This is a genomic window from Nitratifractor salsuginis DSM 16511, from assembly GCF_000186245.1.
GTDB classification, from domain to species: Bacteria; Campylobacterota; Campylobacteria; order Campylobacterales; family Sulfurovaceae; genus Nitratifractor; species Nitratifractor salsuginis.
Genome location: NC_014935.1, coordinates 1990387 through 2005950, shown reverse-complemented (window position 1 = coordinate 2005950; position 15564 = coordinate 1990387). Strand labels below are relative to the sequence as shown.

General features: G+C 53.6%; 15 protein-coding genes and 1 tRNA gene. 11 read left to right on the top strand and 5 right to left on the bottom strand.

The window, feature by feature from the left end; all coding sequences use genetic code 11:
• Positions 1-9: 9 nt before the first annotated feature.
• From NITSA_RS10230 to NITSA_RS10205, 6 genes are all read left to right on the top strand, one after another.
• Positions 10-381 (top strand): type II secretion system protein, encoded by a 372-nt coding sequence (locus NITSA_RS10230; protein ID WP_013554957.1) that lies wholly within the window; start codon positions 10-12, stop codon positions 379-381.
• Positions 382-495: 114 nt separating this feature from the next.
• On the top strand, positions 496-1485 hold the full coding sequence (locus tag NITSA_RS10225; RefSeq protein ID WP_013554956.1) for a DDE-type integrase/transposase/recombinase: 990 nt from the start codon (positions 496-498) through the stop codon (positions 1483-1485).
• Between the two features lie 62 nt (positions 1486-1547).
• Positions 1548-3431: a primosomal protein N' gene (locus NITSA_RS10220; RefSeq protein ID WP_013554955.1), complete on the top strand. Its 1884-nt coding sequence runs from the start codon at positions 1548-1550 to the stop codon at positions 3429-3431.
• A 213-nt stretch (positions 3432-3644) separates the two neighbouring features.
• Positions 3645-4712: a flavodoxin-dependent (E)-4-hydroxy-3-methylbut-2-enyl-diphosphate synthase gene (ispG, locus tag NITSA_RS10215; RefSeq protein WP_013554954.1), complete on the top strand. Its 1068-nt coding sequence runs from the start codon at positions 3645-3647 to the stop codon at positions 4710-4712.
• Positions 4713-4861: 149 nt separating this feature from the next.
• Entirely contained in the window at positions 4862-6298 is a 1437-nt protein-coding gene (locus NITSA_RS10210) for a replicative DNA helicase (protein WP_013554953.1), read from the top strand.
• 21 nt (positions 6299-6319) lie between these two features.
• Positions 6320-7597 carry a ComEC/Rec2 family competence protein gene (locus tag NITSA_RS10205; protein WP_013554952.1) on the top strand — a complete coding sequence of 426 codons (1278 nt, stop codon included), beginning with the start codon at positions 6320-6322 and terminating at the stop codon, positions 7595-7597.
• An 11-nt stretch (positions 7598-7608) separates the two neighbouring features.
• Here NITSA_RS10205 and NITSA_RS10200 read toward each other — a convergent pair whose 3' ends face one another.
• The 5 genes from NITSA_RS10200 to NITSA_RS10180 all read right to left on the bottom strand — a co-directional run bounded on the left by NITSA_RS10200 (position 7609) and on the right by NITSA_RS10180 (position 9933).
• Positions 7609-8184: a lipid-binding SYLF domain-containing protein gene (locus tag NITSA_RS10200; RefSeq protein ID WP_013554951.1), complete on the bottom strand. Its 576-nt coding sequence runs from the start codon at positions 8182-8184 to the stop codon at positions 7609-7611.
• Between the two features lie 114 nt (positions 8185-8298).
• A complete protein-coding gene (locus tag NITSA_RS10195) occupies positions 8299-8691 on the bottom strand; it encodes a rhodanese-like domain-containing protein (protein ID WP_013554950.1) in 393 nt (130 codons plus the stop codon).
• Between the two features lie 62 nt (positions 8692-8753).
• Positions 8754-9191 (bottom strand): Hsp20/alpha crystallin family protein, encoded by a 438-nt coding sequence (locus tag NITSA_RS10190; protein ID WP_013554949.1) that lies wholly within the window; start codon positions 9189-9191, stop codon positions 8754-8756.
• Between the two features lie 13 nt (positions 9192-9204).
• Positions 9205-9648, bottom strand: coding sequence for an Hsp20/alpha crystallin family protein (locus NITSA_RS10185; RefSeq protein WP_013554948.1), 444 nt, complete (start codon positions 9646-9648; stop codon positions 9205-9207).
• Positions 9649-9858: 210 nt separating this feature from the next.
• Positions 9859-9933 (bottom strand) — tRNA-Glu (locus NITSA_RS10180).
• A 200-nt stretch (positions 9934-10133) separates the two neighbouring features.
• Here NITSA_RS10180 and NITSA_RS11210 point away from each other — a divergent pair.
• The 5 genes from NITSA_RS11210 to NITSA_RS10155 are packed head-to-tail and all read left to right on the top strand — an operon-like array spanning position 10134 to position 15564.
• Complete coding sequence (locus tag NITSA_RS11210; protein WP_148224981.1) at positions 10134-10505, top strand: hypothetical protein; 372 nt, start codon at positions 10134-10136, stop codon at positions 10503-10505.
• Between the two features lies 1 nt (position 10506).
• On the top strand, positions 10507-11409 hold the full coding sequence (gene nfo, locus NITSA_RS10170; RefSeq protein WP_013554946.1) for a deoxyribonuclease IV: 903 nt from the start codon (positions 10507-10509) through the stop codon (positions 11407-11409).
• Positions 11410-11443: 34 nt separating this feature from the next.
• Positions 11444-12730: an alpha/beta hydrolase family protein gene (locus NITSA_RS10165; RefSeq protein ID WP_013554945.1), complete on the top strand. Its 1287-nt coding sequence runs from the start codon at positions 11444-11446 to the stop codon at positions 12728-12730.
• A 9-nt stretch (positions 12731-12739) separates the two neighbouring features.
• Positions 12740-13984: an OmpP1/FadL family transporter gene (locus NITSA_RS10160; RefSeq protein WP_013554944.1), complete on the top strand. Its 1245-nt coding sequence runs from the start codon at positions 12740-12742 to the stop codon at positions 13982-13984.
• Positions 13985-14001: 17 nt separating this feature from the next.
• Positions 14002-15564 (top strand): long-chain-fatty-acid--CoA ligase, encoded by a 1563-nt coding sequence (locus NITSA_RS10155; protein WP_013554943.1) that lies wholly within the window; start codon positions 14002-14004, stop codon positions 15562-15564.

Sequence of the window (15564 nt, the reverse complement as noted above, 5' to 3'; positions counted from 1 at the left end):
GAGTAAAAGGTGAAACATGCTTTTACAATGATCGAACTCATTTTTGTTATCGTTGTCGTAGGCATATTAGCAAGTATTGCAATTCCAAAGTTTGCAGCTACCCGTGATGATGCTATGATCTCAAGAGCCCGTGCAACGGTGGGCGCTCTTCGTTCTGCTATAGCAACGGAGCGACAAAAGAAGATTCTCAAGGGAGACTTCACTGATATTAATGGTTCCGCGGCTGAAAGCTTACTGGAATATGGTTTGCCGAGTGATTGGTCACGCAGTGGGGATACCTTCACCTTTACTGCACCGGATGGAAGTACTTGTGCTTTCAAAGTGCAGAACAATAAACTGGTCAAACAATCATGCAGCGTAAGTGGAATGAGTGATTTATAGCACTTTGTTCTCCAGTTTCACCACGTTGTTGATGGAAGGTGTGAGCTTGGGTTCAATTTGAAATTCAAGAGAGGAGTGATAGGCTGAGACATCTCAGAATAAGGCAAAGGAGAGATGAAACAGCACTATCATTGCAATGCGAGGACCAACTCGCATATACGCCAAAGTATACAGAAATCCAAGGCAAGCAATCAAGAGTTGGCCCGACGTTTCGGTGTCAGTATTCAGACAATCAGTAAGTGGCGGAACCGTCAAGAGACACAAGATCGTAGCAGTCGGCCCCATACGATTCATTATGCGCTAAATAACCTGGAGCGGGAAATTGTACGCATCGTGCGAACCTGTACCTGGATGCCCCTGGATGATCTGGTAGAGATCCTACGAAGTGTGTTTCCCGGTATCAGTCGATCTGCCGTGTACCGAACGCTCAAAACATTGAAGATCAGCCGTGTTCCCGAAGAGAAGCGAGCCAAGGCAAAGAAGTTCAAAGAGTATGCTCCGGGCTTTGTCCATATGGATGTGACCTATCTGCCAAAGATCGATGGAGTCAAATACTATCTCTTTGTAGCCATCGATCGTGCGACACGCTTGATGTACTACAAGGTCTACCGAAGCCGAAGTGCCGGTAGTGCAATGGATTTCCTCGAAGAGTGTCAACGCTTCTTCCCTTTTAGGATCACTCATATCCTGACCGATAACGGAATGGAATTTACCGACCGATTCAGTCAGGGACGAAAGGAACCGACCGGAAACCATCGCTTCGACAAGCTCTGCAAAGCGTTAAAGATCACCCATCGTCTCACGGAACCCTTCACTCCACAAACCAACGGAATGGTCGAACGAGCCAATGGTCTGATTAAAGAGCGAACCATCAAAGTACAGAACTATGAAAATCTAAAGCAGATGATAATGGATTTGGATAAGTTCCTTCTTTACTATCTCTTTACCAGACGCCACGGAGGACTCAGAAAGGAATTGAAAGTCAAAACACCTTTTGAAGCATTGCGCTACTGGTATAATCTGGAATCTGATCTATTCAGGAAATCTCCTGAGATGTTCAAAGCCGACACACTGCTCTGGCTTCAACAACGTGGTGAAACCTGACACTTTGTTCCTACCGAGATAATAAACTTTTGGGCGGTGTAACGGGAGTGCTATAATGCGCCATGCCCGATCAAAAAGAAGTAGAGTTCTGCTACTATAATCTTGCTTTGCTACGTTCTGCGGCACCGATCCTGACCTATCGCTTTGCGCAGCCCCTCGAGGTGGGACAGCAGGTTAGGGTACCGGTCAAAGGGACTGTAAAAGAGGCGGTGGTAATAGCCGAGGTCGCGAAGCCGGAGTTTGCTACCGAGGAGATCGCCGAGATTCTCCCTTTTCGTTATCGCCCCTGGCAAATGGAGGCGGCGAAGTTTATTGCCGAGTACTATTTCTCCTCCTTTGGCGAAGCCCTCTCCCTTTTTCTCCCCTTCGATGAAAACGGATCGAAACCTGAAGATCAAATCTTGTCCCAGAATACAGACTTCTCTGTCGAACTTCCGGTTCTGAGCGACAAACAGCGCAAAGCCTACGAGGAGCTTCGCGGGAAAGAGACGGCACTGCTTTTTGGGGTGACGGGGTCGGGGAAGACGGAGCTTTATATTCACCGAATGGCGGAGATGCTCCGGGTGGGGAAAAGCACGATCCTCTTGATGCCGGAGATTGCCCTGACCCCCCAGATGGAAAAGCGCCTTAAGCGCTATTTCGGGGAGCGGGTGGCTCTCTGGCACTCCCGGCTGACCCGCAAGAAGCGAGAGGGAATCCTCGAAGGGATACGCTCCGGAGAGATCCGGATCGTCGCGGGGGCTCGCTCGGCCCTCTTCGTGCCTCTGGAGAATCTGGGCTTGATCATCGTGGATGAAGAACATGATGACAGTTACAAAGCGATGACCCGTCCCCGCTACCATGCCAGGGATCTGGCGCTTTATCTGGGCAAAAAGCTCGGCGCCCAGGTTTGGCTCGCTAGCGCGACCCCCTCGGTGGGCAGCTATGTCAAATACCCCGTGGCACGGCTCAAAGAGCCCTATGTCAAGACCCGTAAGCGTTACCGCTTTATCCCCGGCGACAGTATCACTCTGCCTATCCTCAAAGCGTTGGAAGAGAATTACCGTAAAAAGGAGCAGAGCCTGGTCTTTGTGCCGACCCGGGCCAATTTCAAATATCTCTGGTGCGAAAATTGCGGCAAGACCCACGAGTGCCCCTATTGCTCCGTGGGGATGAGCCTGCACCGCCGCTACCGCCATCTGCGCTGCCATCACTGCAACTATACCGAGCCGATCCGGGAGCGCTGTGCCCACTGCGGCCATTTGCCTCTCAAGAGCGACCGCCTTGGCACGGAGGAGGCGATCGAGATCATCGAGCGGGCGATTCCGGGTATTCGCATCGAGCAGTTCGACAAAGATGCCATCACGACCCCCGGCAAACTTGAAAGAGCCCTCAAACGGATCGAATCGGGGGAGAGCGACGTGATCGTGGGGACCCAGATGCTCAGCAAGGGGCACGACTATCCCAACATTACCCTTAGTGTCATCACCGGCCTCGATTATTTGGCGGGGATGGGGGATTACCGGGCCAAAGAGCGGGCGGTGGCGCTGCTTCATCAGATCGCCGGCCGCAGCGGGCGGAGCAAGGATGCCCAGATCTTGATCCAGAGTGCCCAGCCGGAGTTTTTCGCCCCATGGCTGGAGGATTACGAACCTTTTCTCAAAGAGGAGGCGGAGTTTCGGCGGATGGCGGAGTATCCTCCCTTCGCCCATTTGGCCCGGATCCTCATCGCCCACAAAGAGGAGGCCAAAGCCGCCGCCCTGACCGAAGAGACAGCCGCGAAGCTGCAGGCTTTCCCCGGTATCGGGATCGTGGGATATGGCCCCGCCCCCATCGAACGTATCGCCGGGAAATACCGCTACACCATTTTGCTTAGAGCCCAAAAACGCAAACCCCTGCTGCAGGCGCTCCACGCCGTCGCGGGCCGAGGGATCGAGATCGATATGGACCCGGTTGAATTTAGCTAAAGCCAAATTCAAAGTGAGGAGTTAAGAGTGAGGAGTGAGGAGTTTTGGTAAGCTTTACTCCGTAAAGCTATGGGCTTCCAAAAAAGTTGGATATTGTTTTAACATCATATAGCAAAGGCAATTTATGTCAATAAAAATCGAAACGACGTTTCGTTTCCAAAATTCCTCATTCCTCATTCCTCATTCCTCATTTTTCCCCGAAAGGGAAATACGATGACTCAACGTTTTCCTACCAAAAAGATCTACATCGGTGACGTGCCCGTGGGAGGGGATGCCCCGATCTCGGTGCAGTCGATGACTTTTAGTAATACCCGGGATGTGGAGGCGACAGTCGAGCAGATCAACCGTCTCCACTTCGCCGGCTGCGATATCGTCCGGGTGGCGGTGCCGGAGATGGAGGATGCTTTGGCGCTTCGGGAGATTGTCGCGCGTGTCAACCTGCCGGTTGTCGCCGATATACATTTCAATTACCGTCTGGCGCTCGAAGCTGCCAAATGGGTCGACTGTATCCGTTTCAACCCGGGGAATATCGGGGAGAAGGGACGGATCAAGGAGATTGTCAAAGCGTGTAAAGAGCGGGGGCTTCCCATCCGGGTGGGGGTCAACGCCGGCTCGCTCGAAAAGGAGTTTGAGGATCGCTATGGGGCGACGGCGGAAGGGATGGTGGCCAGTGCCGAATACAACATCAAGTTTCTCGAAGACCTGGACTTCACCGACATCAAAGTCTCCCTCAAAGCCAGCGACGTGGAGCGTACCGTCGAAGCATACCGGATACTGCGGCCCCGGAACAACTACCCCTTCCATTTGGGGGTGACGGAGGCGGGGACCCTCTTTCACGCCACGGTCAAATCGGCCATCGGGATCGGCTCGCTGCTGCTGGATGGCATTGGGGATACGATTCGGGTCTCCATCACCGGGGAATTGGAAAAAGAGATCGAAGTGGGGCGGGCCATCATCAAAGACGCCGGCCGCGCCCAGGAGGGACTCAACATCATCTCCTGCCCCACCTGTGGCCGGATCGAGGCCGATTTGGTGAGTGCCGTGGCGGAGGTGGAGCGCCGCACTGCCCACATCAAAACCCCGCTTAACGTCTCAGTGATGGGCTGTGTGGTCAACGCCATCGGCGAAGCCAAGCACGCCGACGTGGCCATCGCCTACGGCAAGGGGGTCGGGCTGGTGATGGTCAAGGGGGAAGTGGTGGCCCGACTGCCCGAAGAACAGCTGGTGGATCGCTTCGTCGAAGAGGTGGAAAAGATGGCCGCTCAGGCTCAGGCTGAATGATTAATGGCTAATGGTGAATGGTTTTGGTATGCTTTTTTACGAAAAGCAATTTTATTAAAAAGGAGTGTTTTGCAAAGCAAAACCAACCATAATCATTCATCATTCATTATTCACCATTCATTTGATTTTCCAGTAGGAGTGAATCACTGATGGAAAACCTCTACAACCTCAACATCGAACGGGCGGTGCTCTCGGCCATTATCTTCGATCCGGAGATCTTCGAGGAGATCGCCGCCCGGCTCAAGCCCGAAGACTTTTACCTTCCTTTTCATCAGCACCTCTTTCGGGCGATGGAACAGCTCAGCCTGGCGGAAAAACCTATCGACGAAGAGTTTCTGCGCAAGGAGCTGGAGCGGGTCGGGAAGTTTGACGAAGCGGAGATGGTGGAGGTGCTCTCGGCCAACCCCATCACCGACACCAAGGCTTATGTCGAAGAGATCAAGGCTCTGGCGACCAAACGCTCTCTGGTGACCCTGGCGACGGAGATCAAGAAGCTCACCGTCGAGGAGAATCTGGAAGCGACCGAAGTGATGGACCGGGTGGAGCAGAAGCTTTACGAAATTACCCAGGAGAGCGTGAGCGAGGATTTTCGCCCCTCTGATGAGATCACCCTCTCGATGATGCAGGAGATTGAGCGCCTCAAAGCGATGGGCAACTCCAAGCTCATCGGGGTCGATACCGGCTTTCGCAACCTCAACGACAAGACCAGCGGTTTCGGTAAGGGGGACCTGGTGATCGTGGCGGCACGTCCGGCGATGGGAAAGACGGCCCTGGTGCTCAATATGGCCCTGCGGGCTGTGGAGCGGGGAGAGGGGGTCGCCTTTTTCTCCCTGGAGATGCCCGCCGAGCAACTGATGCTGCGGATGCTCTCGGCCAAAACTTCCATTCCCCTGCAATCCCTTCGGGTGGGAGATTTGACCGACGATCAGTGGAGCCAGCTGGCGACGGCGGTGGAGGATATGTCCCGGCGCAAGCTCTTCGTGGATGACGGGGGGTATGCCACAATCCATCACGTGCGCTCCAAACTCCGCAAGCTCAAGGCCCAGCATCCCGAGATCAGTATGGCGATCATCGACTACCTCCAGCTAATGAGCGGGGAGGGGGGCCGCGAAGGGCGGCAGCAGGAGATCAGTGAGATCAGCCGGGGGCTCAAACAGCTCGCCAGAGAGCTGCAGATGCCCATCATCGCCCTTTCCCAGCTCAACCGCTCTCTCGAATCGAGGGAGAACAAGCGTCCGATGCTCAGTGACTTGAGGGAGTCGGGGGCCATCGAGCAGGATGCCGACATCATCCTCTTTGTCTACCGCGACGATGTCTACCGGGAGGCGAAGGAGAAGGAAAAAGAGATGAAGGCCAAAGCTGAGGGCAAGGAGTACAAAAGCACCTTCCGCTCCAAAATGGAGGAGGAGACGGAGCTGATCATCGGCAAGCAGCGTAACGGCCCTACGGGAACGGTGGATCTGATCTTCCAGAAGCGTTTCACCCGTTTCGTGGATGCCGACAAGGGAAGCAGCGGTTTCGAAGTGGTCTTCGAAGAGGGCAACATCGATATGCGGGAAGGGACGATCGAGCTTCCGCCCATTTAACAAAACGCCAACGATTCTTCGATGTCCCGTGTGATTCAGCCGGTACCGCTCCTGGAGGGACGTCGGGAGTGGTTCCTCTTCTTTAGCGCAACGCTCCTGATATTGGGGATCCATCTGGCTTGGCTTCACTGGCAGTACCGGGATCTTCTCGCCAAACCCTTCTATTATACCTGGGCCACAGTACTCAAAGAGATCCCCCATCATTCGGGAAAAAAATCCTATCACATCCTGAAACTTCGTAGTGTGAAAGGGATGGATTTCTATACCCGGAGCTATCGTCATCAGGCATTACAGGGCCAAAGAGTCCGCTTGGAGCTTTTTCCTTCGAAGCGAATCAGCTTTATCGATTATCTCAAAGGCCCCTACATCTCTTCTCGAATTCTCGAAAAAGCTCCTGCATCAAAGGGGCTCAAAACCCGAATAGCCCGGCTGATCGATCGGCAGCATCGCGATAAGGAGATGGCAGACTTCTATCGGGGGATCTTCCTGGCCGATCCGCTGCCAAGTGCATTGAGAGACAGGATCGCAGCGCTGGGGGTGAGTCATCTGGTGGCGCTGAGCGGTTTTCATCTGGGGATTATTTGGGGGATGATCTTTTTGTTGCTGCGGCCCCTTTATCGTCTGCTCCAGAGGCGCTGGTTCCCCTGGCGTTATGAGCTTGTGGATCTGGGGAGCCTGAGTCTGCTGCTGCTTGGCGGATACCTTTGGCTGACCGGGATACCTCCTTCGCTGCTTCGCTCCTATGTGATGCTGGTTTTGGGATGGAGTGCGGTGCTTCTGGGGGTGGAATTGCTGAGTTTTCGTTTTTTGCTCATCACCGGGGCGATTATCCTGGCTCTGGACCCGGTTTTGCTTGTTTCGATGAGTTTCTGGCTCTCGATGACGGGGGTCTTTTTTATCTTTTTGCTTTTGAGATATTTCGGTCATTTGCCGGAATGGATCGTCGGGGGCGTGATTTTGCCGATCGGGGTCTTTTGGCTGATGTTGCCGGTGGGACATAGCCTATTTCCTTCGGTGAACCCGTGGCAATTTCTCTCCCCGCTCCTTTCGCTTCTTTTTGTTCCTTTTTATCCCTTGGCGATATTGCTGCATCTTTTGGGGGCGGGAGGGATCCTGGATGAGGTGTTGAGCCGGCTTTTTACTCTGCCGCTTGATTCAGAGACGGTTGAGAAGATTTTGCCCTCCTGGGTTTTATGGGGATATGGGGTGACGGCACTTTTGTCGATTCGTTATCGATGGATTTTTCTTCTGTTGCTTATGGAAGGATTGATTGCCGCGGGATGGCTCTACGGGGCGTGAACCCGAGCGCGTTATTTCTTGATGCGGGTAAAGACGGAGCCGTCAAGCGAGACGCCGGCCATTAAGCCTTTGTTGCCGAAGGCGAAGGCGACGATGGATTTCTTGAGGTCGATGGTGCTGAGGTCCAGGGTGCCCCCTACATCCACAAAGGCAATCGACCCGTCGACACCCACTTTCCATTTATTGCTCTTCATAAAACTCTCCAGAGCCGGACGGGTCAAAAAGGCGACGATGATCGACCGCTTCTGCGCCCCGGCCTGGAAACCGATGGACGCTCCTACCACAGAGTAGTAGGCGGCGATATGAAAGTGAGACGGCTGCCCCGGCTGGAGGGGGTCTTTGACCAGGAGCCCTCCTTCGCCATACTCCCCCCCGACGACAAAGCCGGCTTTGTAGAGATTGGGAATGACCAGATAGCCTTCGGTACGATTGAGAAAATCCCGGGCCCCCGGGACTTTCTTTTCAAAAGTTTTGATCGTCTCCTGGATCTGCATATCGAGGACTTGTTTGCTTTCGGCCGATACAAAGCTGCTGAAGGCGAGAAATGTAAACAGTATTAGTGCTGTAAACTGTTTGAATTTGAACATTGGGGGCTCCTTACTGGAAATGATGGATAGAGTTATAGTACCACACTAGAGGATGAATATACGACATAGAGAAGTAATGTCCCGCGTCACATCCGGCGAGAGCCGGGGAGGAGATTACTTGGCGTGGGCTTTGTGGACTTCGATGAGATCTTCGATGTTGGTGTCCAGAACGTAAACGTTGCTGTATCCCAACATTTCCAAATAACCCATCACGCGGTTGGCGAACCAACCCTTTAGACAGGCGACGACGATCGGATCGGCCTTGTTGACCGGAAGTTCGTCGGCATAGTCGTAGAACTCGGGATAGGGCATATAGTAAGCGTTGGGGATGTCGGCCTCCTGGGCATTATCCCCCACTACTTTCGCCGGCGGGCGGACATCCAGAAGGATCGCTCCGGCATCCTGGATCATTTCTCTGGCCTGATGCAGTGTCACATGCCCCAAATTTTCTTTCTCTTTGTTGGGTTCGATGACCTCTTTGAGTTTTTCGCTGACAGATTCTTTCATCTCTTTCTCCTTCTTTGATATGGGGATACATCGTCATTGTATCCCTTTTGGGCTAATGGTACTTATTTGACTGCGATATCCCGGCGTTTCTTGGAAGCGACTTTTTCAAAGGTAATGATGAGCCGTCCATCCTCGTATTTTGCGTCGATACTGTCGCGGTCGATGTCTTCGGGCAGGTAGAAGGTTCGGGTATATTTGCCGAAGGCACTCTCCATCAGGTAGTAATCCTCCTTCTTGACCTCCTCTTTCATCTTCCGCTCGGCGGTGACGATGAGGTAGTCTCCCTCGATGCTGACGTTGATATCCTCTTTCTTTACCCCGGGCAGGTCCACTTCGATAGTGAAACTGTCCTTTTTGGGGCTGCGGGAGAGGTTGGCCTTGGGAAGATGGCGGGCGACATTGGAGAGGGCCTCCTTGAATTTCTTGCCGACCTCTACTACTCCTTCTTCGACTTTCTTCTCTACATTCTGGATTTCATTCTTTTTTTTGACTTCACTCATCCGGCACCTCCTTTTATTTGATCTCGATCTTCTTGGGAGCTTTTTCGACAACCTGAGCTTTGGGAATGCGAACGGTCAACACTCCGTCTTTGAACTCCGCTTCGATTTTGTCGGCATCCACATCTTCGGGGAGGGTAAAGCTCCGCTCGAATTTGCCGTAGACGCTCTCGACGCGGTAGAACTCTTCGTCGTTGCGCTCCTCTTTGAGCTTGCGCTCACCGGAGATGGTGAGGACATTGTCGTCGACACTGATGGAGACATCCTCTTTTTTCACGCCTGGAAGGTCCACTTCGATGTAGTAGGCATCGTCGGCTTCCCGGGTATTGACGGCGGGGATGAAATCCACGGCAGGTGCTTCCGGGTTCTTCTCTACTGCATTGAAAAGCTGGTTCATATATTCAAAGGTCTTTTGCATATTTTGAAATTCGCGGATCGGATCGAACTGTGTGAGATTCATGCTGCACTCCTTTTCCTCTTGTGATTTAGAACCTTTCGGTTCATTTCATCGATGATCTTATCAAAAGAGGCTCAACTTTTTTGCTACATAGGTTGCATACCGGTGAAAGGATGGATCAAATCTGATATGTTCGGACGAAACAGAGAAAATTTTAGGGAGGAAATTTATCAGAAAATGAATATAATTTTTGGGAAGAAACCAAAACGGAAGTGGTGACCCCTAGGAGACTCGAACTCCTGTGGCCAGGATGAAAACCTGGAATCCTAACCGCTAGATGAAGGGGCCGTTTGTTTTGTTTTGGTAGGCGCAATTATAGGGAGAGCATCCTTATAAAATTCTTAAAAACAGTGGAGATTAATAAAAAAATGATGAAAATTTTTCACTTTCTGCTTTCCGGAGCTCTTCTGATGCTCTTGAACGGTTGTTTATCGCCTGAGCCCCCCTTCCGTCAGGAGAGTGTCTTTGTCATTTGGAAAACCCCTGCGATGCGCTATGCGGACCAGGGCTTTCTCACGTATACGGGGGTGAAGCATCGCCTGGAGATCTATGCAAACGGCCAAGCAGTGATGAAGCTGACGGTCACTCCCGAGCGTATCTGCTCCGGGGTCCTTTGTATGTCGGCAAAAACCTTTAACCTCCGTTATCTCAGCCCGGAGTATCCTCCCGAGCTATTGGCCCATGTTTTGGCCGGTGAACCGATTTTCGGGGGAGTAGGAATACAGCACAATGGGCTCGGCGTGATACAGAAAATCACACAAGAGGGGCGATATGCGATCGAATACCGCGTCTTAAACGGTTCCGTGATTTTTCGCGATACAATCAATCATATTCTCATCGAAATCCGTAAAGAGGAGTAGAATGTCTTCTGCAAATAAATATGTCGGCGCCCATGTCAGCGCAAGCGGCGGGGTGGAGAATGCACCCCTCAACGCCCAAAAGATCGGGGCAAAAGCCTTCGCCCTCTTTACTAAAAACCAGCGTCAATGGAAAGCGAAGCCTCTGAGCGCAGAGAGCATCGAAGCTTTTAAAAAGAATCTGGAAGCCAGCGGCATTGCCCCCAGACATGTTCTGCCCCACGACAGTTATCTTATCAATCTGGGGCATCCCGAAGGGGAAAAGCGACAAAAATCATTGGAATCCTTTATCCACGAGATCGAGCGTTGCAATCAGTTAGGATTGGAGAAGCTCAACTTCCATCCGGGGAGCCACCTGGTTAAAATCCCCAAGAGGGACCCCGACTATGAAGCGAAGCTAGGGGCGGCGGAGCGGGAGTGTCTGGACCGGATCGCCGAGAGTATGAATCGGGCCATTGAAGCGACCCCCGATTCCCGGGTCAAGCTGGTGATCGAAAACACTGCGGGGCAGGGGACCAATCTGGGCTACCGTTTCGAACACCTCGCCCATCTGATCGATAGGGTGGAAGCCAAAGAGCGGGTGGGAGTCTGCCTCGATACCTGTCACACTTTTACTGCCGGCTATGACCTACGCACTCCGGAAGCTTATGAGAAGACGATGCAAGCCTTTGATGAAGTTGTGGGCTTTGATTACCTGGAGGGGATGCACATCAACGATTCCAAGCCGCCTCTGGGTTCGAGGGTGGACCGGCACCACTCCTTGGGGATGGGGGAGCTGGGCTGGGAACCTTTTCGGCTCATTATGAACGATTCGAGGATGGATGATATTCCCCTAATCATCGAGACCATCGACGAGAGTCTCTGGCCCGAAGAGATCCGGAAACTTTATGAATTGATCGGAGCTTGACCGGCTCACAAATTAAGAAAGGAGGAGGAAGAGTATGAAAGGATGGAGAATATGGATCGCGATCGCGGGGATCGCCTGGCTGCTGAACGGCTGCGGCGGAGGGAGTGAGCCTCTTGAGACGGCGAAGGTTCAGGGAGGTGAAGTGCTCGTCGACCTTCCCGCGAATGCCTTGCGGCAGGTCCTGATCAAGAAAGGAACACCGGGAGTGGATGAGAATTCGACTCTCTTTGGCTATCGGGCTTACCGGATCGAATACGAGACGGTGGATGAGGATGGCTTGCCGGTCAAGGCGTCGGGTTTGATGGTTGTGCCGACAGAGGAGGGAACGACTCCCGCCGATGCCCGGAAGCTTGCGTTTATGAAAAGTAAGGGCCTTTCCCTGGTCAGTGACTCCCACGGGACGATCTTCGCCGACAAGGAGGCGCCGACTGCCGTTGCCGAAGCGACGATGGAGCCTGTGGGCTCTCCAGTGATTTTGACATCGATGGCTGGATTTGTGACGCTTCAGGCTGACTACATCGGCTACGGGAGTTCAGCGAATCACTATCACCCCTATCTGCTGAAGAACTCCTCCGCTGCAGCGACCGAGGATTTCATCGAAGCGGCACGCAATTTCGCCAAAAAGAACGGCTTCCCCCTCAACGGCCAACTCTATGTGACCGGATACAGCGAGGGGGGATATGTGGCGATGGCGGCCCTGCAGAAGCTGGAAGCGGATGGAGAAAGAGTGGTCTATGCCGCTCCGATGGCCGGTCCCTATATGTTGGATCAAATGGCCAAAGGGGTGCTCTCCTCCGATACGTTGCCGATTCCTTCTTTTATGGCGGATACCGCCTACGCCTATGCCCTGAGTTATCACCAGCCTGTTACGAGTCTGGTCAAAGAGCTTTACGCTTCAAAACTGCCTACACTCTTTGACGGTCGGTATTCGAGACCCGAAATCGATAAACAATTGACCCACGTGACGCGAGATCTCTTTACCGATGAGGCGATTACCCAGGTCTTGGATGAGAATAGAAGCTTTTGGTTCTATGGAGCGCTGCTGCGCAACAGCACCGCCTACTGGGCTCCGCAGACGACAGTGCGGCTGGTCCACTGCATGGGGGATGATGTGGTTCCCTACCAGATCTCCTCGGCTACTGCCGATGTGATGAGCAATACCTTCCACGCCCGGGATGTGAGTGTCGTCCCGGTAGAAGTGGCGATCACCGGCGATCCGGGAACGGCACTGCGCTATGGACACGTTGAGTGCGCTCCTTATGCTTATGGGGTCGTGGCGCAAATGTTCAGCCAAGTCCGCCGGGCGACGGTGGGATACTAAGGAGAGAGGATGATGAAAAGAGGACTTTTATTCTACTTCGGGACCCTGGGAGTTTTGGCGGCGGGCGGATACAAGATCCCCGAACAGTCACTGGAGGGGATGGCGCTTGGAGCGGCCCATATCGCCCATACCACCGGGGCGGATAGTGCCTACTACAACCCGGCCAATATGGCCTTTCTCGATCCGAAAACCCACTATGCGGAGGCGGATCTGACCCTAGTGCACCTGCCGGATATGGATTACAAGGGGTTGCAGTTCCTCCCGGGGCACGGCTTTGTACCTGCCGATGGAGAGTCGGAGCATGAGTGGGCGGTCTTTCCGACGTTGCACTATGTCCACAGCGCCCAGGGGCGTGCCCGTTGGGGAGTGAGCCTGACGGCTCCGGTGGGTCAGACGCGGCGATGGAACAGCCCGATCCAAAAGACCTTTGCGGAGAAATTCTATCTGATGACGGCGGAGCTTAATCCTTCCCTTTCCGTCAAAATATCCGATACTTTAGCTCTGGCCGGGGGAATTCGTTTCATCTACAGTGAAGGCAAGGTGAATAGTGATGGCCGGGCAGCGGGGATTCCCCTGCGACGCCAAATGTGGGGGGATACTACCGCCGTGGGCTACAACCTGGCCCTGGCTTGGCATCCCGGGTCTGACTGGGAAGTGGGGGCTACTTACCGCTCCCGGGTCGATCTCACCGAAGAGGGAACGGCCAATCTCTATCTCGGCGGTGTAGGGCGTGCCTATAGCGCCCGAGTCACGATCCCTATGCCCGCGGCCCTCAATATCGGTGTCGCCAAGACTTTCGATGATCGTCTCACAGTGGAGTTGGTCTATGAACGGACCTATTGGTCGGCTTATCAAAAGCTCGATTTTGAATACGATACACCGATCCCTCCTGCGCTCGTTCCCTATTTCGACGATCCGAAGAACAAGCAGTGGCGGGACACCAACACTTTCCGAATCGGTGTGAGCTACAAATGGAACGACCGTTTGACCCTGATGGGGGGATACGCTTATGATCAAACCCCTGTTCCTTCCCACTCCCTGAGCTATGAGCTACCTGACAGTGATGCCAACATTTTCAGTGCCGGCTTTAGCTTTCAGCAGACCGAAAATCTGAAGTGGGGGATGGCAATTCTCTATGATCATAAGAAAAAGCGTCATATATCCGCAGCGGATCACAATGAATACGGGATAGTCGGAACTTTCGACAAAGGCGGGGCGATCCTGACGACTGTCGGTTTTGAATACAAATTTTAAAGGAGCGGGATTTTAAGATGGGTGCGCTGCAGTATCGGTATAACAATTTTTATGAGGTGGTCTTCGACCACGGCCGCCGCCACCCGCGCCGCAAAGCGCTCTTCGTCGGGGAGAAGACGATCCGCTACGGGGAGCTGCTCAAAAAGGTGGATGCCTTTGCGGGAACGCTCCATCATCTCGGCATCGAACCCGAGGACCGGGTGGCTCTGTTTATGCGCAACTCCTGGGAGTTTATCGTGGCGGTGCTGGCGATCAGCAAGGTGGGCGGCATTACCGTTCCCATCAATACCTTTCTCAAAGCCGACGAACTCAGCTACATCCTCGAAGACAGCGGGGCGAAGATCCTGATCGCTTCCGCGGTCCACGAAAAGGTGGTCCACGACTCCATCGCCGGAGAGAAGATGGAGCGGATCATCTGGGAAGGGGGATTGCGCCTGGCAGACGAGAAGAACCTCAGCTTCGAAGAGGCGCTTTCCCAGAACCTACAGTGCAAACCGGTGATGCGGACGCTGGATGATCTGGCCGTTTTCTTCTACACTTCCGGGACCACCGGCAAACCCAAGGGGGCAATGCTCAGTTACAAAAACATCCTCTCCAACGCCGAGTCGGGAAGCCGCCTCCTGCACATCACCCATCGGGACCGCACCATTGTCTTCCTGCCGATGTTTCACGCCTTTACCTTCTCCATCGGCCTGATCCTGCCTCTCTATGTAGGAGGGGGGATCGTCATCATCCAATCCCTGCGTCCCTTCAGCAACATTTTCAAGCAGGCGCTTCTGAAGCGGGTGACGATCTTCTTCGGGGTCCCCGATGTTTACAACGCCCTGGCCAAGGCGAAGCTGCCGTGGTATTTCATGGCCTTCAACAAGATCCGGATTTTCGTCTCGGGAGCGGCACCGCTGCAATCCAAGACCCTCGAAGCGATGCGCGCAAAGTTCCGCCGGGCGAAGATGCTCGAGGGTTACGGCCTGAGCGAAAGCTCCCCCGCCGTCTGCATCAACCCCCTTCACAAACAAAAAGACCGTTCCGTGGGCCCCGCTATGCCGGGATACCAGGTCAAGATCGTCGACGAAAATATGGTGGAGTTGCCCCGTGGGGAAGTGGGGGAGATCATCCTCTTCGGCGATAATGTGATGCAGGGCTATCTCAACCGCCCGGAAGCGACGGCCGAGACCATCATCAACGGCTGGCTCTGTACCGGGGATATGGGGACTATGGATGAGGAAGGGTATCTTTACATCGTCGATCGCAAGAAAGACCTGATTATCTCCAAGGGGATCAATATCTATCCCAGGGAGATCGAAGACCTGATCGACCGTTTCCCGGGGGTGGGTGCTTCGGCGGTCATCGGAATCCCCGACGAAAAGAACGGGGAAGTCCCCGTGGCCTATATCGAGCCCGAGGAGGGAGAGCGCCCGGATGTTACCAAGCTCAAAGCCCATCTGCGGGAGCATCTGGCTAACTTCAAAATTCCCCGGAAATTCTACATCACCGAAGCTCTTCCCAAAAACGCCACCGGCAAAGTGCTCAAACGGGTCTTGAAAGAGCAACTGCTTCAGCAGGAGAACTTCGAGGAGTAG

What these genes read in the sequence shown, in the direction of transcription:
- NITSA_RS10225 (WP_013554956.1), top strand. Translation starts at nt 496, where the DNA reads ATGAAACAGCACTATCATTGCAATGCGAGGACCAACTCGCATATACGC.
- NITSA_RS10220 (WP_013554955.1), top strand. Translation starts at nt 1,548, where the DNA reads ATGCCCGATCAAAAAGAAGTAGAGTTCTGCTACTATAATCTTGCTTTG.
- ispG (WP_013554954.1), top strand. Translation starts at nt 3,645, where the DNA reads ATGACTCAACGTTTTCCTACCAAAAAGATCTACATCGGTGACGTGCCC.
- NITSA_RS10210 (WP_013554953.1), top strand. Translation starts at nt 4,862, where the DNA reads ATGGAAAACCTCTACAACCTCAACATCGAACGGGCGGTGCTCTCGGCC.
- NITSA_RS10205 (WP_013554952.1), top strand. Translation starts at nt 6,320, where the DNA reads ATGTCCCGTGTGATTCAGCCGGTACCGCTCCTGGAGGGACGTCGGGAG.
- NITSA_RS10200 (WP_013554951.1), bottom strand. Translation starts at nt 8,184, where the DNA reads ATGTTCAAATTCAAACAGTTTACAGCACTAATACTGTTTACATTTCTC.
- NITSA_RS10195 (WP_013554950.1), bottom strand. Translation starts at nt 8,691, where the DNA reads ATGAAAGAATCTGTCAGCGAAAAACTCAAAGAGGTCATCGAACCCAAC.
- NITSA_RS10190 (WP_013554949.1), bottom strand. Translation starts at nt 9,191, where the DNA reads ATGAGTGAAGTCAAAAAAAAGAATGAAATCCAGAATGTAGAGAAGAAA.
- NITSA_RS10185 (WP_013554948.1), bottom strand. Translation starts at nt 9,648, where the DNA reads ATGAATCTCACACAGTTCGATCCGATCCGCGAATTTCAAAATATGCAA.
- NITSA_RS11210 (WP_148224981.1), top strand. Translation starts at nt 10,134, where the DNA reads ATGCGCTATGCGGACCAGGGCTTTCTCACGTATACGGGGGTGAAGCAT.
- nfo (WP_013554946.1), top strand. Translation starts at nt 10,507, where the DNA reads ATGTCTTCTGCAAATAAATATGTCGGCGCCCATGTCAGCGCAAGCGGC.
- NITSA_RS10165 (WP_013554945.1), top strand. Translation starts at nt 11,444, where the DNA reads ATGAAAGGATGGAGAATATGGATCGCGATCGCGGGGATCGCCTGGCTG.
- NITSA_RS10160 (WP_013554944.1), top strand. Translation starts at nt 12,740, where the DNA reads ATGATGAAAAGAGGACTTTTATTCTACTTCGGGACCCTGGGAGTTTTG.
- NITSA_RS10155 (WP_013554943.1), top strand. Translation starts at nt 14,002, where the DNA reads ATGGGTGCGCTGCAGTATCGGTATAACAATTTTTATGAGGTGGTCTTC.